The organism is Micromonospora sp. USAFONa4, assembly GCF_057197825.1.
Genome location: NZ_CM170072.1, coordinates 866,698 through 891,398, shown reverse-complemented (window position 1 = coordinate 891,398; position 24,701 = coordinate 866,698). Strand labels below are relative to the sequence as shown.

General features: G+C 74.8%; 16 protein-coding genes. 10 read left to right on the top strand and 6 right to left on the bottom strand.

Annotated elements, in window-relative coordinates:
* Positions 1-50: 50 nt before the first annotated feature.
* From AC0OO9_RS03420 to AC0OO9_RS03410, 3 genes are read left to right on the top strand one after another with little or no spacing between them, the layout of a single operon-like run.
* Positions 51-1,808 carry a condensation domain-containing protein gene (locus AC0OO9_RS03420; RefSeq protein WP_484515491.1) on the top strand — a complete coding sequence of 586 codons (1,758 nt, stop codon included), beginning with the start codon at positions 51-53 and terminating at the stop codon, positions 1,806-1,808.
* Positions 1,805-9,142, top strand: coding sequence for an amino acid adenylation domain-containing protein (locus AC0OO9_RS03415; protein ID WP_484515490.1), 7,338 nt, complete (start codon positions 1,805-1,807; stop codon positions 9,140-9,142). The genes AC0OO9_RS03420 and AC0OO9_RS03415 overlap by 4 nt, the downstream gene beginning before the upstream one ends.
* Positions 9,139-10,803, top strand: coding sequence for an amino acid adenylation domain-containing protein (locus AC0OO9_RS03410; protein WP_484515489.1), 1,665 nt, complete (start codon positions 9,139-9,141; stop codon positions 10,801-10,803). The genes AC0OO9_RS03415 and AC0OO9_RS03410 overlap by 4 nt, the downstream gene beginning before the upstream one ends.
* 105 nt (positions 10,804-10,908) lie before the next feature.
* On the opposite strand, the gene AC0OO9_RS03405 is transcribed toward AC0OO9_RS03410, so the two are convergent.
* A complete protein-coding gene (locus AC0OO9_RS03405) occupies positions 10,909-11,370 on the bottom strand; it encodes a hypothetical protein (protein ID WP_132236591.1) in 462 nt (153 codons plus the stop codon).
* Between the two features lie 254 nt (positions 11,371-11,624).
* Between AC0OO9_RS03405 and AC0OO9_RS03400 the strand changes: the two genes are divergently transcribed.
* From AC0OO9_RS03400 to AC0OO9_RS03390, 3 genes are read left to right on the top strand one after another with little or no spacing between them, the layout of a single operon-like run.
* Positions 11,625-12,548, top strand: a complete 924-nt coding sequence (locus AC0OO9_RS03400) for an NAD-dependent epimerase/dehydratase family protein (protein ID WP_484515488.1) — start codon at positions 11,625-11,627, stop codon at positions 12,546-12,548.
* Positions 12,545-13,021: a nuclear transport factor 2 family protein gene (locus tag AC0OO9_RS03395; RefSeq protein ID WP_484515486.1), complete on the top strand. Its 477-nt coding sequence runs from the start codon at positions 12,545-12,547 to the stop codon at positions 13,019-13,021. The genes AC0OO9_RS03400 and AC0OO9_RS03395 overlap by 4 nt, the downstream gene beginning before the upstream one ends.
* Positions 13,018-13,848, top strand: a complete 831-nt coding sequence (locus AC0OO9_RS03390; protein WP_484515484.1) for an SDR family NAD(P)-dependent oxidoreductase — start codon at positions 13,018-13,020, stop codon at positions 13,846-13,848. The genes AC0OO9_RS03395 and AC0OO9_RS03390 overlap by 4 nt, the downstream gene beginning before the upstream one ends.
* A 64-nt stretch (positions 13,849-13,912) precedes the next feature.
* On the opposite strand, the gene AC0OO9_RS03385 is transcribed toward AC0OO9_RS03390, so the two are convergent.
* Genes AC0OO9_RS03385 through AC0OO9_RS03365 form a run of 5 tightly spaced genes read right to left on the bottom strand, consistent with a single transcriptional unit; the run spans position 13,913 to position 18,041 of the window.
* Positions 13,913-14,431, bottom strand: coding sequence for a nuclear transport factor 2 family protein (locus AC0OO9_RS03385; protein WP_484515483.1), 519 nt, complete (start codon positions 14,429-14,431; stop codon positions 13,913-13,915).
* Between the two features lie 52 nt (positions 14,432-14,483).
* The gene (locus AC0OO9_RS03380) at positions 14,484-15,380 is read right to left on the bottom strand and encodes an LLM class F420-dependent oxidoreductase (protein WP_484515481.1); all 897 of its coding nucleotides are present in this window, start codon (positions 15,378-15,380) and stop codon (positions 14,484-14,486) included.
* Complete coding sequence (locus tag AC0OO9_RS03375; protein ID WP_484515480.1) at positions 15,377-16,525, bottom strand: TIGR03617 family F420-dependent LLM class oxidoreductase; 1,149 nt, start codon at positions 16,523-16,525, stop codon at positions 15,377-15,379. Before AC0OO9_RS03375 ends, AC0OO9_RS03380 begins: the two co-directional genes overlap by 4 nt.
* A complete protein-coding gene (locus tag AC0OO9_RS03370; RefSeq protein WP_484515479.1) occupies positions 16,522-17,397 on the bottom strand; it encodes an SDR family NAD(P)-dependent oxidoreductase in 876 nt (291 codons plus the stop codon). The genes AC0OO9_RS03375 and AC0OO9_RS03370 overlap by 4 nt, the downstream gene beginning before the upstream one ends.
* Positions 17,394-18,041, bottom strand: a complete 648-nt coding sequence (locus AC0OO9_RS03365) for a PaaI family thioesterase (protein WP_484515477.1) — start codon at positions 18,039-18,041, stop codon at positions 17,394-17,396. The genes AC0OO9_RS03370 and AC0OO9_RS03365 overlap by 4 nt, the downstream gene beginning before the upstream one ends.
* Before the next feature lie 373 nt (positions 18,042-18,414).
* On the opposite strand from AC0OO9_RS03365, the gene AC0OO9_RS03360 reads away from it, so the two are divergent.
* The 4 genes from AC0OO9_RS03360 to AC0OO9_RS03345 all read left to right on the top strand — a co-directional run bounded on the left by AC0OO9_RS03360 (position 18,415) and on the right by AC0OO9_RS03345 (position 24,653).
* Entirely contained in the window at positions 18,415-19,992 is a 1,578-nt protein-coding gene (locus AC0OO9_RS03360) for an ABC transporter substrate-binding protein (RefSeq protein ID WP_484515475.1), read from the top strand.
* Between the two features lie 74 nt (positions 19,993-20,066).
* A complete protein-coding gene (locus AC0OO9_RS03355; RefSeq protein ID WP_484515473.1) occupies positions 20,067-21,707 on the top strand; it encodes an AMP-binding protein in 1,641 nt (546 codons plus the stop codon).
* Positions 21,704-22,864, top strand: coding sequence for a CaiB/BaiF CoA transferase family protein (locus AC0OO9_RS03350; RefSeq protein WP_484515471.1), 1,161 nt, complete (start codon positions 21,704-21,706; stop codon positions 22,862-22,864). The genes AC0OO9_RS03355 and AC0OO9_RS03350 overlap by 4 nt, the downstream gene beginning before the upstream one ends.
* Positions 22,865-22,955: 91 nt before the next feature.
* A complete protein-coding gene (locus AC0OO9_RS03345; RefSeq protein ID WP_484515469.1) occupies positions 22,956-24,653 on the top strand; it encodes an AMP-binding protein in 1,698 nt (565 codons plus the stop codon).
* Positions 24,654-24,701 lie beyond the last annotated feature (48 nt).

Here is a 24,701-nt window from a genome sequence, read left to right as displayed (position 1 = left end):
GTCCACCAGTCTCGATCCGACGCCGACCGCCGGTGAAGGGGAGACCGCCGATGCCGAGCCGGATGCCCGACCAGACGAACGCCCCGCCGCCGGGCGGCACCCGGATCCGGCCGGTGCCGCGCACCGGCGCGCTGCGGCTGTCGCCCGGACAGGAGCGGCTGTGGTTCCTCGACGGGCTGCACGGCGACGGCACCGAATACCTCGTCTGGCTGCGGATGCGCCTGCGCGGGCCGTGGGATCCCGCGGTGTTCGCCCGCGCCGTGACCGCGGTCGTCGGCCGGCACGAGGTGCTGCGCACCCGGTACCGGGACAGCGACGGCGAGCCGGTGCAGGTCGTCGACCCGCCCGGCCCGGCCGACGTGACGGTCGTGGACCTGACCGGGGGAGCGGACGCCGCGACCCGGGCGGCGGCGCTGCTCGACACGGTGGCGGGCCGGCCGTTCGACCTGCGCCGGGAGCACCCGCTGCGGGTCGTGGTGGTACGGCTCGCGCCGACGGAGCACCTGGTCGGCCTCACCCTGCACCACATCGCCGCCGACGCCTGGTCGTGCGACGTGCTGCTGCGCGACCTGGACCACGCGTACCGCGCGTTGGCGGCCGGCCGGCCCGTGCCGGCGCCGCCGACGGTGCAGTACGCCGACGTCGCGGCCTGGCAGCGGGCCCGGCGCGAAGCGGCCGGCGCGGCCGGCGTCGGCTACTGGCGCGACCAGCTCGCCGGGCTCGAACCGGTCCTGCTGCCCACCGACCGCCCGCGCGGCACCCGCCGCGACCCCAGCGGCGGCATGCTCACCGTGGACGTGCCGCGGCGCGTCGCCCGGCTGGTCGCCGCCGCCGGCGAGCGGCACGGCACGACCGCGTTCATGACGCTGCTGGCGGCCTTCCAGGTGCTGCTGGCGCACCGGACCGGCCGCACCGACATCGCCGTCGGGATGCCCGCCGCCGGGCGGGACGTGCCGGAGACCGAGGACCTGATCGGTTTCTTCGTCAACACCCTGGTGCTGCGGACCGACCTGGCGGGCGAACCGTCGTTCACCGAGGTGCTGGACCGGGTGCGCACGACGGTGCTGGCCGCGCTCCTGCACAACGACGTGCCGTTCGAGGACGTGGTGGCGGCGGTCCGGCCCCGCCGCGACCCCGCCCGCAACCCGCTGTTCGAGATCATGTTCCAGGTCCTGCACACGGCGGAGACGCCAGGCACGCTCGGCGGCGCCACGGTGTGGCCGCTGCCCATGAGCCCCACCGACGCCAAGTTCGACCTGGTGTTCACGGTCTGCCGCACCGCGGCCGGCGACCTGCGGTGCGTTCTCGAGTACGCCGGGGGCCTGTTCGACCGGACGACGATGCTCCGGCTCGCCGAGGACTACGTGGCGCTGCTGGAGCGGTCGACCCGCGAACCGGAGGCCCCGGCGGTCCGGCTGGCCCCGGCGTCCGGCGCGCCGGCCGGGCCGGCGTCTGCGGCCGTGCCGGCGGGTGCCCCCGTTCCGCCGGCACCCGCCCCGGCGGCGCCGGCCGGCCCGGTCGAGCAGGTCGTCGCCGGGATCTGGTCGCGGCTGCTCGGCGTCGACGACATCGCCGCCGACGACGACTTCTTCGACCTCGGCGGCCACTCGCTGCTGGTCGCCCGGGTGCGTACCGCGCTGCGGCAGACGTTCGCCGTCGATCTCCCTTTGCAGGTCCTGTTCGAGGCCACCTCCGTGGCCGGACTCGCGGCCGTGGTCACCGCCGCGGTCCGCGCCGACGTCAGCCGACTCTCCGACAGCCAGGTGCAGGACCTGCTGTCCCGAGCCGCCCGGGAAGGAACCCGATGACCGAGATGCTGGAGTCGCCCACCCCGCACGAGAAGCTGCTGGAGCGCCGGCTGCTCGGCCTCGCGCCGCTCCCCGAGCCGGGCATCCCCCCGGCGTCGCGGGCGGACCCGCCACCGCTGTCGTACGCCCAGCGCCGGCTGTGGATCCTCGACCGGCTTCGCCCCGGTGGCGTCGAGTACCTGGTGCAGATCGCGCTGCACATGACCGACCGGCCGGGCAGCCGGCTGGACGTCGACGCGCTGCGGGCCGCGCTGGACGGGCTGGTGGCCCGGCACGAGGTGCTGCGCACCCGCTACCCGGTCGGCCCCGACGGCGAGCCGGTGCAGCTGATCGACCCGCCCGCCCCGGTCCCGCTGCCGATCCGCGACCTCACCCACCTGGACGGCGACACCCAGTGCGCGTTGCTGAACCGGCTCGTCTCGGTCGACCGCGAGCCGATCGACCTGGCCGGCGGGCCGGTCCTCCGTGCGCTGCTCGTGCGGCGGAAACCCGACCAGCACCTGCTGCTGCTCACGACCCACCACATCGCGATGGACCTCTGGTCGGAGGGCCTGCTGCGCGACGAGCTGCGCCACCGCTACACCGCCGCGCTCGACGGTCGCCCGGCCGACCTCCCCCCGCTGCCCGCCCAGTACGCCGACGTGGCCGCCTGGCAGCGGCAGCGGACCGCCGAGCTGCGCGAGACCCAGCTGCCGTACTGGCGCCGCCAGCTCGCCGGCGCCACGCCGGTGGACCTGCCGGCCGACCGGCCACGGCCGGCGGTACGGGACTCCGCCGGCGACGTCGTGCCGTTCACCGTGCCCGCCGAGGTGGCGGCGGCCCTCGGTGAGCTGGCCCGTCGCCACCGGGCCACGCCGTTCATGGTCCTGCTGGCGGCGTACGCGGCCGTGCTCGGGCGGTGGAGCGGCCGGACCGACGTCACGGTCGGCACCCCGGTCGCCGGCCGTGGGCACGACGACGTGCAGGGCCTCATCGGGCTCTTCGTGGACACCGTCGTGGTGCGGGCCGACCTGGCCGGCGATCCGACGTTCGGCGAGCTGGTCGAGCGGGTCCGCGGTACGTCGCTGGACGCCTTCGCCCACCAGGAGCTGCCGTTCGAGCAGCTCGTCGAGGAGCTGGCGCCGGTCCGCGACCCCGCGCGGACGGCGCTCTTCTCGACGATGTTCGTCTGGCAGGAGGCCGGGTCGGACGACTTCCAGGCGCCCGGACTGGACGTCCTGTCGGTGCCGATCCCGTTCGCCGACGCCAAGTTCGACCTGACCCTGTCGATGGGCCCGGGCCCGGACGGCTCGCTCGCCGGCGCCGCCGTCTACGCCACCAGCCTGTTCGACCGCGCCACGATCGAGCGCCTCGTCGCACACGTCGGTCGGCTGCTGGCCGGCGTGGCGGCGGCCCCGGACGTCCCACTGGCCGACATCGACATCCTCCCGCCGGCCGAGCGCGAGCAGCTGCTCGACGGCTGGAACGACACCGCGACCGACGTGCCGGCCAGCACGCTGCCCGCGCTGTTCCGGGCCCAGGTGGCGGCCAGCGGGGACGCGGTGGCCGTGCGGACTACGGAGCGGAGCCTGTCGTACGCCGAACTCGACGCCCGCGTCACCGCGCTGGCGTCGCGGCTGCGCGCGGCCGGCGTCGGCCCCGAGTCGGTGGTCGGGGTGTGCCTGGAGCGCGGCCCGGACCTGGTGGCCGCGCTGCTGGCCGTGCTCACCGCCGGCGGCGCCTACCTGCCGCTGGACACCGAGAGCCCGCCGCAGCGGCTGGAGCAGCTGCTCACCGACGCCGCGGTACGGGTCGTGGTGACCGACCGGGACAGCGTCGGCACCGCCACGCGCACGCTGCTCCGGCCCGACGCGGACGCCACCGCCCCGCACGGGCCGCCGCCCGGCGACCCCGACCCGGACCACCCGGCGTACGTGCTGCACACCTCCGGCTCGACCGGCCCGCCCAAGGGCGTCGTGATCACCCACCGCGCGCTCGTGAACCGGCTGGCCTGGATGCAGCGCGAGTACCCGCTGAACGCCACCGACCAGGTGCTGCACAAGACCCCCTACGGCTTCGACGTCTCGGTCTGGGAGCTGTTCTGGCCGCTGGTCACCGGCGCGACGCTCGTCGTCGCCCGCCCCGACGGGCACCGGGACCCGGCGTACCTGGCCGCGGCGATCGCCGAGCACGGCGTCACCACGCTGCACTTCGTACCGTCGATGCTGCGCGCCTTCCTCGACACGCCCGTCGGCGAGCTGCCCTCGGTACGCCGGATCTTCGCCAGCGGCGAGCCGCTGACGGCCGAGCTGGCGGCGGCCGTGTCCGAGCGGATCGGCTGCGAGCTGCACAACCTCTACGGCCCGACCGAGGCGACGATCGACGTGACCGCGGCGCGGTGCCTGCCCGGGGAGCCGGTCACGATCGGCCGGCCGGTCGCCAACACCCGCGCCCACGTCGTCGATGCGGACCTGCGGCTGCTGCCGGTCGGCGTGCCCGGCGAGCTGGTGGTGGCCGGCGTCCAGCTCGCCCGCGGCTACCTGGGCCGCCCCGCGGCCACGGCCGACCGGTTCGTGCCGGACCCGTTCGGCACGCGGCCGGGGGACCGGCTCTACCGCACCGGCGACCTGGCCCGGCACCGCGCCGACGGGACGATCGAGTACCTGGGCCGGCTGGACCGGCAGGTGAAGCTGCACGGCCACCGGATCGAGCCGGGCGAGGTCGAGGCGGTGCTCACCGCGCACCCGGACGTCGCCGCCGCCGTGGTCACCGTGCACGACGACCGGCTCGTCGCGTACCTCGTCGGCCCGGCCGCCGAGGCCGGCGCCGGGCAGGTCGGGCCGGCGGTCGACCGGGACGGCGTCGCCGCGTACGCCAGGGCCCGGCTGCCCCGCCAGCTGGTGCCCGCGCGGTGGGTGGTGCTCGACGCGCTGCCGCTGACCGCCGCCGGCAAGGTCGATCACCGCGCGCTGCCCGCGCCGCCGAGCGACACCGCGCCGGTGGCGGAAGCGCCACGCACCCCGCTGGAGCGGACGATCGCGCGCGCCGTGGCCGACGCGCTCGGCGTCGACGCGGTGGGCCGGCACGACGCGTTCTTCGCGCACGGCGGCGACTCGATCCGGGCGATCCGCGCCGTCGGGGCGTTGCGGGCGGCCGGCCTGCCGGTGTCGGTGCACGACCTGTTCAGCCACGCCACGGTGGCCGAGCTGGCCGAACTGGTCGGCACCCGGGCGCCGGAGCAGCCGGCCGAGGTGACCGAGCAGCCGGTCGTGGCGCCGTTCGCGCTGCTGTCCGAGGCCGACCGCGCGCTGCTGCCGCCGGGCCTGGTCGACGCGTACCCGATGGGCGAGATCCAGGCCGGAATGGTGTACGAGATGCTGGCCGCGCAGCGGCCGGTCTACGTGAACGTCAGCTGCTACCGGATCGAGGACGAGGCGCCGTTCGACCTGGCGGACCTGCGTGCTGCCGCGGCACTGCTGGTGCGCCGGCACGAGATCCTGCGTACCTCGTTCGCGCTCGCCGGCTACACGCGGCCGCTGCAACTGGTGCACCGCACCGCCGAGCTGCCGGTGGACCTGGACGACCTGCGGGACCTGCCGCCGGCCGCGCGGCGCCAGGTCCTCGACGACTTCCTGCTCGCCCAGCGTGCCGCGCCGTTCGACCTGGCCGTGCCGCCGCTGCTGCGCTACACGGTGCACCAGACCGGCGAGCGCGAGTGGTGGCTCACCCACGTCGAGTGTCATGCGATCCTCGACGGCTGGAGCCACACGTCGGTGATCGCCGAGCTGCTCGGCTACTACCGGACGCTGCGCCGGGGCGACGTGCCCCGGCCGGCGCCGCTGCCGGCCGTCCGGTTCGCCGACTTCGTCGCCGCCGAGCAGGAGTCGCTGCGCTCGGCGGCCGACCGGGACTTCTGGGCGGCCACCATCACGGCCGCCGACAAGCTGGAGATCCCGGCCGAGTGGGGCGGTCAGGCGGACGGGGCCGAGGGGCCGGCCGGCGCCGACGATGCGCCGGAGCAGGTCGTCGTCGAGTACGCCGACCTGGAGCCGGCGCTGCGCCGGCTCGCGGACGACGCGGGGGCGTCGCTGAAGAGCGTGCTGCACGCCGCCCACCTCGCGGCCTGGGGCGTGGTCACCGGGCGGCAGCGCTTCTTCACCGGGCTGGTCGGCAACGGCCGGCCGGAGCGGCTGCGCGGCGACGAGGTGATCGGCATGTACCTGAACACGGTGCCGTTCCCGGCAGACCTGACCGCCGCGAGCTGGCCGGAGCTGGTGCGGGCGGTCTTCACGCGGGAGGCGCGGATGTGGCCGCACCGGCGCTATCCGATGGCCGCGATGCGGCGCGACGGCCGGCACGCGTCGGCGCTGGTCGACGTCAGCTTCACGTACCTGGACTTCCACATGCTCGACTGGAACTCCGGCATCGACCTGGAGGCCGACTTCAGCCCGAGCGAGCAGCCGTTCTCCGCGGTGTCGTTCCCCGGCCACCTGCGCCTGCTCGGCCGGCCGAGCAGGATCGACCGGCCGTACCTGGAACTGGTCGGCCGCACCTACCGGCAGGTGCTGGCGTCGATGGCCGCCAGCGCGGCCGGGCCCGGTGCCGCCCGAGACCCCGGCGCCGGTCCCGACGCCACCCCGGCTGTGTCGCCGTCGCCGCGGACCGTGACGCTGGCGCCGGCCGACCGCGAGCGGGTGCTCGTCGACCCGAACCGCACCGACCGGGCGTTCCCCACCGATGAGCCGGTGCACCGGCTCATCGAGCGGCAGGCCCGGTCCGCGCCCACCGCCGTCGCGCTGCGGCAGGACGTCGTCAAGGTCTACTACGCCGAGCTGGAGCTGCGCGCGAACCGGCTGGCGCACCGGCTGCGCGCGCTCGGCGTCGGCCCCGGCACGGTCGTCGGCATCTGCCTGCCGCGGACGCCCGACCTCGCCGTCTGCGTACTGGCCGTGCTGAAGGCGGGCGGCGCGTTCCTGCCGCTGGATCCGGCGTACCCGGTCGAACGGCTGCGGTTCATGCTCGACGACACGGCAGCCGCGGTGCTGCTCGCCGCCGGGCGGCTGCCGGTCGGCCTCGTCCAGGCCGGTCCGGCGGGCGTGCCGACGGTCGACGTGACCGACGAGTCGGCCCAGCTCGACATGCCTGTCACCGCGCCGGAGGTGACGGTGGCGCCGGACGACCTGGCGTACGTCACCTACACGTCCGGCTCGACCGGCCGGCCCAAGGGGGTCGCCGTGCCGCACCGGGCGCTGCTCAACCTCCGGCACGCCCAGCAGGAGGTCTTCGACGTCCGGCCGGGCGACCGGATGCTCCAGTTCTTCGCGGTGGGCTTCGACGCGTCGGTGTCCGAGCTGGTCGCCGCGCTCACCGCCGGCGCCGAGCTGGTGCTGCCCGCGCCCGACCGCGACCCGGGCGACCTGCGCGCCGAGGCGGCCACGCTGACCCACCTCTTCCTGCCGCCGTCGATGCTGAGCCGACTGGACCCGGCCGACTTCCCGCGGCTGCGGGTCACCCTGGTCGGCGGCGAGGCGTGCCCCGCCGGGCAGGCCGACCGGTGGGCGCGGCACGCCGCGTTCGTCAACCTCTACGGCCCCACCGAGACGTGCGTCGCCGCCACGTACGCGCCGGTCGCCCCCGGCTCGCCGGACCGGATGCCGTCGATCGGCACCCCGCTGGCGAACGTGCGGTGCCACGTCCTGGACGTCGACGGCCGGCCGCTGCCCGCCGGGGTGCGCGGCGAGCTGCACGTCGCCGGCGCGGGCCTGGCCCGCGGCTACCTCGGCCGCCCGGCGCTGACCGCCGACCGGTTCGTCCCGGACCCGTTCGGACCGCCCGGCAGCCGGATGTACCGCACCGGCGACGTGGTCTCCCGCGCCGCCGACGGCTCGCTGCGCTTCCACGGGCGCGGCGACCAGCAGGTCAGCGTCCGCGGCTTCCGCATCGAGCTGGGCGAGGTCGAGCACGCGCTGGAGGCGCACCCCAGCGTCGCCGCCGCGGCCGTCGCCGTCGCCGCGGCGGGCACCGAGGAGGCGACTCTCGTGGCGTTCGTCCGGCTCACCGCCGGCAGCTGCGGCGCCGCCCCGTCCCCGGCCGAGCTGCGCGAGCACGTACGCCGCCGGCTGCCGGCGCACATGGTGCCGACCCGTTGCCACGTCGTCGGGCAGTTCCCGGTCACCGCCTCGGGCAAGGTCGACCGCGCCGCGCTGGTCGCGGCCGAGCCCAGGCCCGCCGCCACGCGGATCGCGCCGGTGGCGCCCCGGACACCGCTGGAGCAGACCATCGCCGAGGCCTGGGCGCAGGTGCTGCGACTGGACCGGGTCGGCATCGACGACGACTTCTTCGACCTCGGCGGGCACTCGATGGCGATGATGCGGGTCATCTCGCTGTTGCGGGAGTCGCACGGCGTGGAGCTGACGTTCCGGGCCTTCCTGGAGCACCAGACCGTCGCGCGGCTGGCCGCCGCGATCACCGACGGCGCGGTCGGCGGCCCCGAGGCGCCGGCCGCGCCCGGCAGCCGCAACCGGGCACTGCTGTGGCTGCGGCGCGGCAGCGCCACGCCGCTGTTCTGCATCCACCCCGGCGGCGGCAGCGCCCACTGGTTCCAGCGCTTCCTGCCGTACCTGGACCCGGAGCTGCCACTGGCCGCGTTCGAGTGGCCGAAGCCGCACGGCGACCACGCCACGATCCCCACCGCCGCCGAGATGGCCCGCCGGCACTTCGACGAGCTGCGGGCCGCCCAGCCGCACGGGCCGTACCGGCTGTTCAGCTGGTGCGGCGGCAGCACCATCGCGGCGGAGCTCGCCACCCTGCTGCTGGACGCCGGTGAGGAGGTGACCTTCATGCTCCTCGACCCGGTGCTGGACGCGCAGACCCGGCCGAAGTTCTACGAGCAGATGGGCTTCGTGCGCCGGCTGGAGAAGCTGGTGCTGGAGATCGACCGGGGCGGGCCGGAGGCGGACACGCCCGAGCGGCGCGCCGAGATCATGGACCTCTACGAGCGGGTGGCCAACGACATCGACGAGAAGGAAGGCATGGCGCTGCCCGAGCGCGGCGTCGGCGCCGCCTGGCCACGGATGGTCCGGGTCTGGCGGGAGTCGTTGCAGGCGCTCATCGAGTACCCGAACCCCCGCTACGCCGGCAGACTGCACCTCATCGCCAGCGACGCGCTCGCCAACGGCCAGCACGTGGTGTCCTCCGGCCAGACGTTCGCCGACTACCTCGAACGCTGGGAGGAGCTGATCGGCGGCGGGATCGAGCTGCACCGGGTGCCGGGGGACCACATCGGAATCATGAAGCCGCCGCTCCTGGTGCACCTGACCGACGTGATCACCGCCGTGCTGGCCGGCAGCCGATGACCACCACGCCGGGCCGCCCGTCGACCGACCCGGCCGTGCCCCGACCTGCCGCATCCGACCCGGCCGCGCAGCAGCGCGCGTGGAACGCCACCGCCCGCGCGTACGCCGCGGACGGCCCGGTGCACCGGCTGTTCGAGGCACAGGTCCGGCTCCGCCCGCACGCCGTGGCGGTGCGCTGGGCCGGCGGCGCGCTCAGCTTCGCCGAGCTGGACCGGCTCGCCAACCGGCTGGCCTGGGCGCTGCGCGACCAGGGAGTCGGACCCGAGACGCCGGTGGGCATCCGGGTGCCGCGCGGCCCGCTGCTGGCGGTCGCCGTGTACGGGGTGCTGAAGGCGGGCGGCTGCTACGTGCCGGTCGAGCCGGCGCTCCCGACCGAACGGGCGCACACCCTACTGGCCGAGGCCGGTGTGCGGCTGCTGGTCGGCACGGCGGGCGAGGACGGCTGGTCGGCGCCGCCGGGGGTGCGCACGGTACCCGCCGACGCCCCGGTCCCGGACCGGCGCGAGCTGCGGAGCCCGGAGCCCGGCACCGGCGCGGACTCCACCGCCTACGTGGTCTTCACCTCCGGCAGCACCGGCCGGCCCAACGGCGTCGCCGTGGCGCACCGGTCGCTGCACAACCTCTTCGCCTGGTGCCGCCGCACGCACGGCTTCGGCCCGCACGACCTGGGCCTGTCGGTCACCTCGCTCGGCTTCGACCTGTCCGTCTTCGACCTGCTCGGCCTGCCCGCGTACGGGGCGGGCGTCTACGTCGCCGACGACGCGCAGCGGTGCGACCCGGAACTGCTGCTCGACGTGCTGCTGCGGGAGCCGGTGACGTACTGGAACTCGGCGCCGACCACGCTGGCCCACCTCGCGCCGCTGCTCGGCGCGCACCGGGGCGCCGCCGGAACCGGCGACCTGCGGCTGGTCTACCTCAGCGGCGACTACACGCCGTTGACGTTGCCGGACGAGGTGCGGTCGGTCTTCACCGGGGCGACGATCGTCAGCCTCGGCGGCGCTACCGAGGCGACCGTCTGGTCGAACTGGTTCGAGGTCGGCGCGATCGACCCGGCCTGGCGGAGCATCCCGTACGGGCGGCCGATCGACAACGCGCAGTACTGGGTGGTCGACGAGGACCTGCGACCCTGCCCGGTTGGGGTGCCGGGTGACCTGCTCATCGGCGGCGACGTCCTCGCCCTCGGCTACCACCGCCAGCCGGAGCTGACCCGGCAGCGGTTCGTCCCGGACACGCTCGGGCCCGACCCGCGCGGCCGGCTCTACCGCACCGGCGACCGGGCGAGCTTCGGCCCCGACGGGGTGCTGACCTTCCTCGGCCGGGTCGACGGTCAGGTCAAGATCCGTGGCGCCCGGGTGGAGCTGGCGGAGGTCGAGCACCGCCTGCGCGGGCACGCCGGCGTGAAGGACGTGGTGGCGCTGGCCCGGCCGGACCGCGACGGCGAGCGCGCCCTGGTGGTCTACGTCGTGCCGGCCCCCGGCTGCCGTCCGACCGTGCGGGAGCTGCGCCGGCACGTGGCCGCCGCGCTGCCGGACTACATGGTGCCGGCCGCGGTGGTGTTCGTGGACGGCTTCCCCGCCACCGCCAACGGCAAGCTCGACCGTGCGGCGCTGCCGTGGCCGGCGCGCACCGGCAGCACGCACGTGCTCGGGGTGCCGGGGTGAGTCGCCGGCCGGCCGCCGGTGGACGCACCGGGGGGAGAGGTGCGCGCACGACCGCGGGCCCGCGCCGTCGCCCCAAATCACGACGGCGCGGGCCCGCTCACCGGGTCAGCATGGGTGGATGTACCAGATCGGGTCCCAGTCGACGGAGACCGGGATGTTGTCCGGGTTGATCGCCTGTTTCGTCACGCTTTCTCTGTCGCTGAGGTGCGCGACCGCGTCGTCCGTCTGGTGGTTGACGGCGGCGCCACGGCCCAGGAAGTTCGTCAGGTTCCGATCGTCGCAGTAGTAGAGCTCGAAGAAGGTGTGCTGACCGTCGCCCTCTCCCACGGCGTAGCAGGAGTAGCCCGACCGGCAACTGCGCAGGTACTGGTTGCGGGCCTCCGTGCTCAGGTTGCGGGTCACGTACTCCCGCGGTCCGCTGCCGTTCCTGCCGTCGGAGAAGAACGGGCTGAGACCCGGTCTCACCTCCAGCGTGGTGTCCGCCCGCGCCGGGGACGCGGCGGCGGTGAGCAGCGCGACGGCCGCGGTGGCGATCGCCAGTACCCGGGTTTTCCGTAGATCTGCCATGGGTTCCTCCCGTCTGTCACGGACGTTGTGGAACGAGCATGCTGCCGCGGCACACGGCTGTCCTTACTGGCGCGTGCACACCTGTTGCGTCAGGGCGCACTCCTCGGTACCGCTGGGGTGTGTGCGTGCACCCGGTTGACGCCGTAGTCCCACTCTCACACTTACCAACCTATCGCTTGGTTGGTAGGCTCGGCATCAGGCGGGCTCCCAGATTCGCGCCGGGGAGTCGCCTCACTACGCAAGGAGACCTCACGATGAAGGTGCTCGTCGTCGGTGGAACCGGCATGATCGGGGCCCACGCCGCCCTCCACCTGCGGGACCGGGGAGACGACGTCACCGTCGCTGCCCGGGGGGCGGTCGACGCGGACTCGCCCGTCGCCGACCTGCCCGCCCTGGTCGGGGACTACACCCGCCAGACCTTCACCCGCAAGGACCTGGCCCCCTTCGACGCGGTCGTCTTCGCCGCCGGGCAGGACGTACGCCATCTGCCCCGCGACGTGGACGAGACCCAGTTCTGGAAGGAGACCCAGAGCGGGGGAGTGCCGGCCTTCGCCGCGCTCGCCAAGAGCGCGGGTGTATCCCGCTTCGTCCAGGTCGGCAGCTACTACCACCACCTGCGACCCGACCTGGCCGACTCCAACGCCTACGTCGCCGCCCGCCGCGACGCCGACGAGGGAGCCCGGGCGCTGGCTGACACCTCCTTCACGGTCTGCACCCTCAACCCACCCTCGATCATCGGTGCCATCCCCGGCGTCACGGCCAAGCGCTACCGCCGCATGGTGTCCTGGGCGGCCGGCAACGAGCCGCAGATCCCCGACCACGCACCGGCCGGCGGCACGAACTACCTGTCGGCCCGGTCCCTGGCCGAGGCGATCGGCGGCGCGCTCGACCGCGGCACGGCGGGCGCGGCGTACCTCGTCGGTGACGCCAACCTCACGTTCGCGCAGTTCTTCCAGTTGCTCGTCGACGCGGCCGGGGGCAACCGCACCATTGCCGAGCGCGACGAGCCGCACCCCTTCATGCCCGACTCGCTGATCGTCCAGGGCCGGGGCAACGTCCTCGCCTACGAACCGGATCCGGCCGAGACCGCACTGCTCGGCTACACCCGCGGTGACTGCGAGCGTGCCGCCGCCGAGCTCGTCGAGGTCGTGCGCGCGGCGACCGCTCCCAGGTCGTGACCGGCCTCGACGCGGCCCACCTCGCCGCGCTGCGCGTACTCTCCGAGACGTATGCGGCGGCCGCCGACGACCGTGACGCCGCCGCGGTCGGCGCGCTCTTCGTCCCGGACGGCGTCCTCGTCGTCCCCGATCCGCCGGCTCACCTCGACCCCCACGTGTCCCACGCCGGCCGCCCCGCCGTCGTGGCCGCGCTCGGGGCACTCGCCGGCACGCTGGCGACGACCCACGTCGTGGCCGGGGCCCGCTACCTGCCGACGCCGACCGGGGCCCGTGGCCGGGTCCGCGGCACGGCCCACCACCTGCTGCCCGGTCGCGAAGGGCCCTCGGACCTGGTCTGGTTCCTGCACTACGACGACGAGTACGCGCGCACCGACGACGGATGGGCCTTCACGCGTCGCGCCGTGACCATCGACTGGATCGAACGCCACCGCGTCTCCGCGATCAGGACCGACCAGGAAGGCGCCGGCGGATGAGCGCCACCCGCAGGCTCGAGGACCGGATCGCGGTCGTCACCGGCGGTGCCCTCGGGATCGGCGGCGGCATCTCCCGCCGGCTCGCCGCCGCGGGCGCCCACGTCGTCCTCGTCGACATCGACGGGGCGGCCGCCGTCGACACCGCCGCCGACATCCGTGGCGCCGGCGGCGAGGTCGAGGTCGTCCTCGCCGACATACGCACCGCCGACGGGGTCGCCGCCGCGGTCGCCGCCGCGTCGGCCCTCGACTCGGGGCGGGTCGACGTGCTCGTCAACAACGTCGGCGACTTCCGTCCGGCCTCAAGGACCTTCCTGCACTCCACCCCGCAGCAGTGGCAGGCCCTCTACGAGGTCAACCTGTGGCACGTTCTCGCGATGACCCACGCGCTGCTGCCCGGCATGGTCGAGCGGGGCCGTGGCGCCATCGTCAACAACTCGACCGTCGAGGCCTTCCGGGGCATCCCGGCGTGCGCCCCGTACTCCGCCTACAACGCCGGGGTCAGCGCCTTCACCAGGAGCCTCGCCGTCGAGGTCGCCGGCCACGGGGTGCGGGTCAACGCGATCGCGCCCGACCTCGCCGACACGCCCCAGACGCCGGCCGCGGCGATGCTGCGCGGACGCGACCCGGAGCTCATCCGCACGTGGATCCCCGTCGGGCGCTTCGGCGAGCCCGACGACTACGCCGCCGTCGTCGAGTTCCTCGCCAGCGACGACGCCCGCTTCGTCACCGGGCACACCATCCCCGTCGACGGCGGGACCCTGGCCGCCTCGGGCTGGTACGCGCGGGCCGACCGCAAGGGCTGGTCGAACATGCCCAACGAGGCCTGACCGGGGCCGCCGGACCCCACGCGGGGGTCCCGGGCCCGGGGCGCTGCGACCGGTGCGGGCGGACTCAGGCCTCGGACTCGACGGCGCGGGCGAGGATGTCGCGGCCCTCGTCGGTGCCGTCGAGTTGGCGGTTCCAGCGGTGGGTCACCTTCCAGCCCTCGTCGGTGCGGGTGAACTCCCACCGGTTGGAGCCGGTGCGCCAGATCCGGTAGCCGTTCTCGTCGGGAGCGCGGAGCACGAGCTGCGAGTAGTTCGTCACGACGGCCCGGTCGCCGTCGACGACGATGTGCGGCAGGCCCATGAGGTGGGCGGCACCGGAGTGGATCAGGGCCTGGTGCCGCTCACCGGTCACCATGCCGCGCAGCGCGTCCCGGCCGTCGAGCACGACCGGGTAGGTGTCGTACACGCCCTCCTCGGTCCACATCCGGGCGGTGACCTCGGCCGAGCCGCTGTCCACGGCGGGGCCGTAGCCGGCGACGATCCGCCACAGGGCGAGCTGGTCCTCGGCGGCGGCGAGGCGCCGTTCGGCCTGTTCGAGGCGGGCTTCGAGCCGGGCGAGCCGGTCGGGCTGCGAGTCGGTCATGGTGGGTTCCTTCCGAGCGGGCTTCTCGCGGGCCGATCCGGCCGGTGGCCGGTCAGGTCGTGGCCGCGTTCGTCTCGAAGCGTTCCGGGGTGAGCTCGCGCAGCGCGGCCATCTGCGCGAGGTGGTGGGCCGCCGAGGTGGCGACGAGGCTCGCGTTGACCGCGGTCGCCCCGACGGCATCGGCCGTGCGCAGGTGCTCGCGGGCGCCGTCCGGGTCCCCGAGCGGGTCCAGCGGCGGGATCTGCAGCACGAGGTCGAAGTCGTCCGGGCGCTCCACGGAGTTCCACAGGCGGGTCAGGTCCTGCGGCCCGAGGCCGAACGGCACCCACCCGGTGCCGTACGCGACGGCGCGGCGCAGCGAGCGGCGGGTACGCCCGCCGAACCACAGCGGCACCGTGGTGCGTGGCGCGTGCGGTTCGACGACGAAGTCGGTGAACGTGAACCGGGGCCCCTCGTGGTGCGGCACGGCCCTGCCCCAGGCGGCGCGCAGGGCCGCGATCGCCTCGTCCGCGACCGCGCCGCGCCCGGCGAATTCGGCGCCGAGCAGGTCGAACTCCTCCTCGAGGCTGCCGACCCCGACGCCGAGGATGACGCGCCCGCCGCTGAGCAGGTCGAGGGTGCCGTAGGTCTTGGCGAGGGCCAACGGGTGGTGGTAGCCGATGACGACGACGTTCGTCGCGAGCCGGACGCGGCGCGTCGCCGAGGCGAGGAACGACAGCGTGGCCACGGGGTCGAAGTACGTCCCGCCCCGCTCGGCGGCGATCGGGGCGGGCACCGCGACGTGCTCGCTGCACGTCAGGTGGTGGTAGCCCAGGTCGTCGGCGGCGCGGGCGATCGCCAGCAGCGCACCGCCGACGTCGGGGCCGGCCAGGACGTCCCGCTCCCAGGCGGCTGCGGTGCGCGGGTGCTGGACGACGACCGGGGTGAGCAGCCCGACGCGTGCGGTCATGACAGGGTCTCCGATCCGGTGCCGCCGCGCGTCGCGCCGGTGGCCTCGTCGCTGGGGCCGCCGGTCGCGGGCGGGTCGCCGGCCGCGGTACTCGTCGGGATGCGCCGGAGGCGTTCGAGCAGCGCGCCGAAGTCCTCGTCGTCCGCCGGGTCGAGCGGCAGCCCGAGCCCGAGCCCGTCGGCGAGCCCGCCGTAGGCCTGCTCGAGCACGTCCGGCAGCTCGGCGTAGGTGCCGTGCGGGATGAGCGTGGCCAGGGTCTCGTCGTCGAGGGTGTCGGCGAGTCCCGCCCAGCGCCCGGAGGCGGCCATCCCGGCGAGCCGTTCGCCGACCCGGCCCAGGCCGAGCCGGTCCAGGGTCGTCCGGTAGGCCGGGGTGGAGAAGAGGAACGCCAGCTCCTGGCGGGCGGAGTCGCGGCTCGCGGCGAGTGCGGCCGGCGTCCGCCCGGTGATCGACTTGGAGACGACGACGACCCGGGGGATCCCGGCGCGTCCGGCCCGCTCGGCCCCGGCGCGGAGTGCGGGGAGCACGACCGTGCGCAGGTGGCTCGGGTGCGAGTTCGTCGCGTGGGTGACGAAGCCGTCGGCGAGCTCGCCGGCCACCTCGCAGACGCGCCGGTTGACCCCGCCGGTGTAGAGCGCCGGGGCCGCGGTCGGCAGCGGGCCGGGGTTGAAGTAGGGCTGGAGCCGGGTGAAGTGGTAGTGGCTGCCCTCGTGCTCCAGGGGCCCGCCCGTGGTGAACGCGGCGAAGATCGCCCGGATCGAGGCAAGGTAGTCGCGCAGGTTCTCGGCCGGCCGGTCCCACGGCACCGAGAAGCGGCCGACGATGTTGCCGCGTACCTGGGTGGCCAGACCGAGCTGGAAGCGACCCCCGGAGAACCGCGCGAGGTCCCACGCGGCGTACGCGGTCACCATCGGGCTGCGGGGGAAGGCCAGCGTCATGCTGGTGCGTACGGTGATCCGGCTGGTGTGCTCGGCCGCGAGCAGGGCAACCGCCAGGGAGTCGTGCGTCGTCTCGGGGACGTGCACGGTGTCGAAGCCGAGCCGTTCGATGCGCGCCGCGACCGTGGGCACCTCGCGCAGCGCCGTCGTCGGCGGCAGCGTCGTGGCCAGCTCCATCCGGGCGGCAGGCGCCTGTGCCGCCGTCACGGGATGCGGCCCGCCAGGGCGGCGTCGACGACCTCGTCGCCGCTGACGATCCGGGCGAGCTTCTCCAGCCGGGGCGCGCGGCGCAGGTGCGCCCCGCCCTCGACTGGCAGGCACGCGCCGGTGACCCACGACGACTCGGGGCCGCACAGGAAGCGGACCGCGGCGGCGACGTCCTCGGCGCGTCCGACCCGCGCCAGGGGCTTCTCGGCGACGGTCGCGGCGGCCAGCTCGGGGTCGGCCAGCAGCAGGCCCGGGTTCTTCCCGTCGGTGGCGACGATGCCGGGGCGTACGACGTTGACCCGCACCGCGAGGTGGCCGAGCTCGTCGGCGGCGACCCGGACGAGCGCCTCGAGCGCGGCCTTGCTCACCGAGTACGACGGCATGAACGGGAAGGAGTGCCCGCCCGCGCTCGACGAGGTGCACACGATCGAGCCCCCACCACGCGCGGCCAGGGCCTGTCCGCCGTGCCGGATCGCGTGCAGCGCCGTCGTGACGTTGCGCCGGAAGTCGTGCTCGAGGGTCTCGGCGTCGAGGGCGAGCACGGGCCGGAAGGTGCCGCCGCCGACGGTCGTGACGACGGCCGCCAAGGGGGTCTCGTCGGCGACGCGCACCGCGGCGGCCACGTCCTGCTCGTGGGCGGAGTCGCCGACGCTGAGCCGCACCGGCGGCGCCCCGGGAGCGGCTACGGCGATCGTCGTGGCCGCCGCCCGCAGCGTCGCCTCGGTGCGCCCCATGATCGTCACGGTGGCCCCGTCGGCGGCCAGCGCGGCGGCGATGGCGCGGCCGAAGCCGCCACCCCCGCCGATGACGAGGGCTCCGCGGCCGGCGAGCGGACCGGGTGGGGCACTGGTCGGGTCGGGACTCGTGCTCATGCGTGCTCCCTCGGGAGTCGTCGGAACCTGTCCCGCGTCGACGGGTCGTCCATGAGCACGAAGGTGCCCGTGGCCGTGACGCACGTGAGGTCCCCGACGCGCAGCTCGCCGGAGCTGCGTACCTTGCGCCCGTCGCGCCCGTCGTGCCGGGCCAGGATCGTGATCGTCGAGCCGATCGGGATGGCCGCGCGGAAGGAGACGTCGAGCCCGACGGTCACCGCGGCGTACCCGGCGCGGGCGTTGGCGATGCCGAGGGCGTGGTCCATGAGCATGGCCGAGGTGCCGCCGTGCACGTGCCCCGGCGGGCCCTGGAAGGCCAGCCGCAGGGTGACCTCGCCGCGCAGTGAGCCGTCCGGCTCGACCCAGAGGCTCACCGGCGGCGACAGCGGGTTCTCGGTGCCGCCGGCGGGGTCGAAACGGCCCGGGCCGGGCTGGCGCCACATCGTCGCGATCCGCTCGGAGAGGTCCGGGGCGTGGGCGTCGATCCGGGCGGTGAGCCCGTCGAGGTCGGCCACGATCCGGTCGGCGTCGGCGTCGATGGCCCCACCCGCGCGGGTGATGGCGTCGACGAGCCGGCGGGTGGCCGAGGCGACGGCGTCGATGCCGGCGTCGCGGGGCTGTGCCGTGGCGAGGGTGGCTTCCACCGGGCGGACTCCTTCGGCCGGTCAGGGGCAACCAAGCGCTTGCTTGATCGCACCTTAGCGGCCCGGTGGCGTGCTGGCAACGGTGGCGTCCGCCCATTGACGCGCCCGCAGCCTGCCCCTACCGTCCCAATCGAGCGCTTGGTTGGCTCGCGGGGGCGCCGCATGCCGGCAGCCTCGGGGACGCCGCGTGCCGAGCAGCTCCAGGCGGGCAGCATGCCGCCGACGCCAACCACCACCCACCGTGACCACCGCGCCCGTACGGCCACTGCCGAACGGCCCGCCGGCACCCCGGCCGCGCGCCCCAGGCACCCGGGCACCCGCCACCGGCCCCGGAGCCGCTCCCGGCTCGGGCCGCAGGTCAGGAAGGAGCACCTTGTCCCGCCTCCCGTACCACCGACGCCTCGCCGTCGCCACCAGCCTGCTCGCCACCCTCGCCCTCGGAGCCTGCTCCGGCACTCCGACCAGCGACCCCGGCGCCACCGGCGCCGGCACGGGGGAGATCGACCCCGACGCCGTCCTGCGGGTCACGGCCTCGTCCCCGTTCCAGAACCTCGACCCGGCCCAGCCGGCCCCCGGCGGTTACCCCTACCTCACGCTGATCTACGACCGGCTGACCATGGTCGACTCCAGGGACGGGATCGTCCCCGGCCTGGCGACCTCGTGGACCTACGCCAAGGACGGCTCCCACCTCGAACTCGCCCTGCGCGACGACGTCTCCTTCCACGACGGGACGCCCTTCGACGCGACCGCCGTGAAGGTCAACATCGAGCGCGGCCAGACGCTGCCGACGAGCACCATCAAGCAGGACCTCGCCGCCATCACCGGCGTCACCGTCGTCGACGCGCACACCGTGCGCCTCAACCTCACGCCGGGCACCGGCGCGGTGCTCCCCTCGGCCCTGGCCACCGCCGCCGGCATGATGGTCTCGCCCAAGGCGATCGCCGACGGCGTCGACCTCAAGCGCGCCCCCGGCAACGCCGGCTCGGGCCCGTACGTCGCCACGGAGTTCGTGCCCAACGAGAAGTACGTCGTCAAGCGCGCCGAAGGCACCTACTGGGACCCGAACGCCGGGCGCCTCGCCGGGATGGAGATCACCCGCGTGCCCGAGGGCGCGACCAGACTCAACGGCGTCATCAGCGGTCAGACCGACCTCAGCTTCGTCTCCTCGGCCAACGAGGTCGTCCAGGCCCGCCAGCTCGGCGAGGCCGGCCAGCTCAAGGTCACCACCCGCCCGTTCCGCAACGTCCTCGGCATCCTGCTACGCGCCGACATGGGCGACCTCAAGGACAAGCGGGTCCGGGAGGCCATCGCCCGCTCGATCGACCCGGCCGCCATCCGCGCCCTCTTCGCCGACACCTGCACGCCCACCCGCAGCATCTACCCCGACAGCCCGTGGGCGGACCCGGCGGCGACCTACCCGTACGAGTTCGACCTGGCCAGGGCCAAGGCGCTGATCGCCGAGGCCGGCGGGGCCAAGGTGTCGATCAGCTTCTCCGCCGGCACCAACACCGAGCAGCCCGCCACCGCCATCCAGGCCGCCATGGCACAGGCCGGCATCGACGCGAAGCTCAACCCGACGCCGAACTCCGAGACCGAGGCCCGCTTCATCGCCGGCGACTTCGAGTTGGAGGTGTCCAACACCTTCAACCCACGCCTCGACCCGGCGGGCACGGTGGACAACTACCTCACCGGCAACTACAAGCTCGCCACCGACCCGGAGAGCGTCGCCCCGATCGCGGCCAAAGCCGCCGACCCCCGCTCCAGCGTCGGGGAGCGCGCCACGCAGTACCACCAGCTGTGGCAGCGGCTGTTCACCGAGGCGTGGTTCATCCCGCTCTGCAACCTCACCAGCGCCACCATCGCCTCCCCGAAGGTCGTCGGGGCCGAGCAGCTGCCGTGGACCAACCTCGGCCTGTTCGACCTGCGCACCGTCGCGATGACGAAGGGCTGAGCGCCAGGTCCCCACCCGTCGGCCGGCCGGTCGGACACCCGACCGGCCGGCCCGAAGAAAGGCAGCCAGAGCCAGTGACCCGTCCCACCGCCGCCACCCCCCTCCTGCCCGCCCTGTCCCGCCTGCTCGACGAGCAGCCGGACCTCGCCCTCACCCTCGCCGGCACCCCGTTCACCGTGGCTGAGCTCGATGCCGCGTCGCGTCGTCTCGCCGGGTTCCTCGCCGACCGCGTCGCTCCCGGCGACCGGGTCGTCGTCCTCGCCCGCAACGGCCGCCTGGCCCTGCTCGCCTGGTGGGCGACGACGCTCCGCGGCGGTTTCGTCGTCCCGCTCAACACCAGCAACCGTGGCCCCGTACTGGCCCACCAGGTGCTCGACGCCGACCCGGTCGCGATGATCGTCGAGGACGAGTTCGTGCCCGTCCTCGACGACGCCCTCGCCGGCACGGGGCTACGGGCGCCGGTCCTCGTCGGCGCTCCCGCAGCCGGCCGGTTCTCCTCGGGCCCGGCGCCCGCCTGGGCCACCGAGGTCGTCGACTTCGACACCGCCGTCGCCGAGGGCTCGGCGGTGACGACCACCCCGGACCTCGACGCGTACGCCACCAGCCACCTCATCTACACGGCCGGCACGACCGGACCGTCCAAGGCGTGCCTGGTCAGCCACGGCTACGTGGCGAACATGGCCCGCCAGATGCGCGAGAACCTCGAGCGGCACCCCGGTGACGTCCTCTGGTCGGCGATGCCGCTGTTCCACATGGCCGCCGTCGGGCACGTCATGGGCTCGCTCCAGATCGGCTCGGCCATGGACGTCGCGCGGCGCTTCTCGGTCAGCGGATTCTGGGACGAGATCCTGCGCTCCCGCGCGACGATGGCCGCGCTCATGGGCTCGATGCTGCCGATGATCGCCGGCGCCCCCGAGTCCGAGGCCGCCCGCAGGGCCTTCGGCCAACTGCGCGTCGTGTCCGGCTCGCCGGTCACCGCCGACCTCGCCGCCCGCTGGACCGAGCGGTTCGGCGTCGAGCGGGTCGGCTCGGGCGCCTACGGCCTGACCGAGGCCAGCCTGATCACGCTCACCCCGCCGGGGGGTTACCGCGCCGGGGCCGCCGGCAAGGTCAACGACTCCTTCGAGGTGCGCATCGTCGACGAGCACGACAACCCGCTGCCCGTCGGCGCGGTCGGCGAGATCGTCGCCCGCCCCACCCGCCCGGCGATCATGTTCAACGGCTACTGGCGCCAGCCGGAGAAGACCCTGGAGGTCTTCCGGGGCCTGTGGTTCCACTGCGGCGACTACGGCCGTCTCGACGAGGACGGCTACCTCTACTTCGTCGACCGCGGCAAGGACTACCTGCGCCGCGGCGGCGAGAACATCTCCAGCTTCGAGATCGAGGGCATCGTCGCGGCCCACCCGGCCGTCGGCGAGGTCGCCGTCCACGCGGTCCCCTCCCCGCTGGCCGAGGACGACCTCAAGGTGACGGTCGTGCCGGCGTCCGGCGCGCGGATCGACCCCGCGGAGCTCTTCGAGTGGCTGCACCCCCGGCTCCCGCGGTACGCCGTCCCCTCCCACATCGAGGTCCGCGCCGAGCTGCCCAAGAACGCCGTCGGGCGGGTCCTCAAGCGGGTCCTGCGCGAGGAGGGCGTGACCCCGCAGACGTGGAGCACGGACCCCCGCGCCGTGACGCGCACGCCGGTCCCGGCGAGCGCCGGGGAGCAGGCGTGAGTGCCGCCCCCGGCCCGGTCACCGGCCAGCGGTCCGCGGGGCCGCTGACCGGCCTGCGCGTCCTCGAACTCGGCGGGCAGGGGCCGGTGCCGTTCGCCACGATGATGCTCGCCGACCTCGGTTCGCAGGTCGTGCGGGTGGACCCGCCCGGCGAGCCCGACCGGCGGGAGCGCGCGCAGGTCAACGCGATCGACCGTGGCCGTACGACCGTCACGCTCGACCTGAAGTCCGAGGCCGACCGGCCGCTCGTGCACCGGCTGCTCGCCGACGCGGACGTGCTGCTCGACCCGTTCCGTCCCGGGGTGCTCGAGCGTCTCGGACTGGACCCGGCCGAGCTCACCGGGCGGTACCCGCGCCTCGTCGTGGCGCGGATGACCGGCTGGGGCCAGGACGGCCCCCTCGCCTCGGCCGCCGGGCACGACCTCAACTACATCGCCGTCTCCGGCGTGCTCGACACGATCGGCCTGCCCGGGCACGGCCCCGTCGTGCCTCCGATGTACCTGGCCGACTTCGCCGGCGGCGGCATGGTGCTGGCCTTCGGCGTCCTGGCCGCCCTGCACGAGCGCGTCTCCTCCGGGCGCGGGCAGGTCGTGGACTCCTCGATGCTCGAGGGCAGCGGGCTGCTCACCGTGGTCATCCGCTCGATGCTCGGGCGGGGCGCCTGGAACCTCACCCCCGGGACGAACTACCTCGACGGCGGGGCGCACTTCTACCGGGTGTACCGCACCGCCGACGACAGGTTCATGTCCGTCGCGGCCATCGAGGCGAAGTTCTACCGCGCGTTCCTGCTCACCCTCGGCCTCGAGCCGGAGGACGGGCCGGGGCAGTTCGACGAGTCGGGGTGGGCCGGCTGGGCCGAGCGGATCGAGGCGGTCTTCGCCGGACGTACCCGGCAGGAGTGGACCGGCGTCTTCGAGGGCGTCGACGCGTGCGTGCACCCGGTGCTGGACGTCGCCGAGGCGGCCGGGCACCCGCAGGTGCGGGCCCGACGCGCCGTCGTCGAGGTCGAGGGGGTCGCCCAGCCGGCCCCGGTGCCCCGCTTCTCGCGGACGCCCGCCGGGATCCCGCGGGCCCCCCGGCGCCGGGGTGAGGACACCGACCGGGTCCGCTCGGCGCTCGCCGGGGCCAGCCCGTGGGAAGCCCTGTCCAGGCCTTGACCTGCGTCACACCCCACCCTACGATCTCGACCAAGCGCTTGCTTGTTGCCGCTGGTCCGCATCCGACGACGAACGAGACGGAGCGACGTCAATGAAGACTCAGACTTCGATGGCCCGGACCTCGGGGCCCGCCGTCTTCGGCGACATCGTGCGCGGGCGTACGGGTGACGACCATCCGGGCCTCCTCTTCGAGGGCCGCACCATCACGTGGGGCCAGGTCGTGCAGGAGGCCGCCGACCGGGCCGCCGCCCTGGCCGAGGTGCCCCGGCCCGAGGGCAGGCCGCTGCACCTGGGGGTGCTCCTGGAGAACACCCCCGACCACGTGTACTGGATCTGCGCGGCGGCGCTGACCGGCGCCACCGTCGTCGGGATCAATCCGACCCGACGCGGCGCCGAGCTGGCCCACGACGTGCGGCACACCGACTGCGACCTGCTCATCACCGAGGACCGCCTCGCCGGCCTCGTCGACGGGCTCGACCTGGGCATCCCCGCCGAGCGGGTGCACAACACCGACTCCCCGGAGTACGCCGCCTGGCTGGCCCGGCACGCCGGCGCGCCGGTGCCCGTCGACGCGGTCGACCCCGGCGCCAACCTGCTGCTCCTGTTCTCCTCGGGCTCGACCGGGGCCCCGAAGGCGGTCATCTGCTCGCACGGGCGCCTCGCCGCGGTCTCCGAGGCGCTGCTGGCCCGCACCGAGCTGACCCGCGACTCGGTCAGCTACCTGTCGATGCCGCTGTTCCACGGCAACGCCGTCATGCTCAACCTCGGGCCCGCCATGGTCTGCGGCGCGACGATCTGCATGGTCCGCAAGTTCTCCGCGTCCGGCTTCGTACGCGACGTGCACGAGCACGGCGTCACCTACTTCAACTACGTCGGCCGGGCCCTCGCCTACGTCCTGGCCCAGCCGGTCGACCCGCGCGACGCGACGAGCACACTGCGTCGCGCCGTCGGCACCGAGGCCTCGGCCACCGACATCGCCCGCTTCACCCGGCGCTTCGGCGCCGTCATCTCCGAGGGCTACGGCTCCAGCGAGGGCGTCATGCGGATCAACCGCACCCCGGAAACGCCCGACGAGGCGCTCGGCGTGGCCGTCGCCGGCGCCGAGATCAAGGTCATGAACGAGGCCACCGGGCTGGAGTGCCCGCCGGCCAGGCTCGACGGGACCGGGCGGCTCGTCAACGCCGAGGAGGCCATCGGCCAGCTCGTCGGAGTCGGCATGGCCGCCCGGTTCGAGGGCTACTACAAGAACCCCGAGGCCGCCGCCGAGCGGATCCGCGGCGAGGACTTCTGGTCCGGGGACCTGGCCTACCGCGACGCCGACGGCTACTTCTACTTCGCCGGCCGCTCCTCGGACTGGATCCGCGTCGACAGCGAGAACTTCGCCGCCGGGCCGGCCGAGCGGATCATCGAGCGCTGGGACCGGGTGGCGGTCGCCCCCGTCTTCGCCGTGCCCGACCCGCGCACCGGCGACCAGGTCATGTGCGCGCTCCAACTGCGTAACGGCGCCAGCTTCGACCCCGAGGCGTTCACCGCCTTCCTCGACGCGCAGGCCGACCTCGGCACCAAGTGGCGGCCCCGCTTCGTGCGGATCGTCACCGAGATCCCCACCACGGGCAACAGCAAGGTCGCCAAGCAGGTCCTGCGCCGTGCCGCCTGGGTCACGACCGACCCCGTCTACGTCCGCGACGGCGCGTCCACCGCGTACCGCCGGCTCACGGCGGCGGACGTCCAGGACCTCGAGAAACAGTTCGCCGACAACGGGCGCACCGCGCTCCTGCCGGCCACCTGACCCGCCGGCCCGCCCGGCCCGCCGACGGGCGCCCCACGCCCCGAGAAG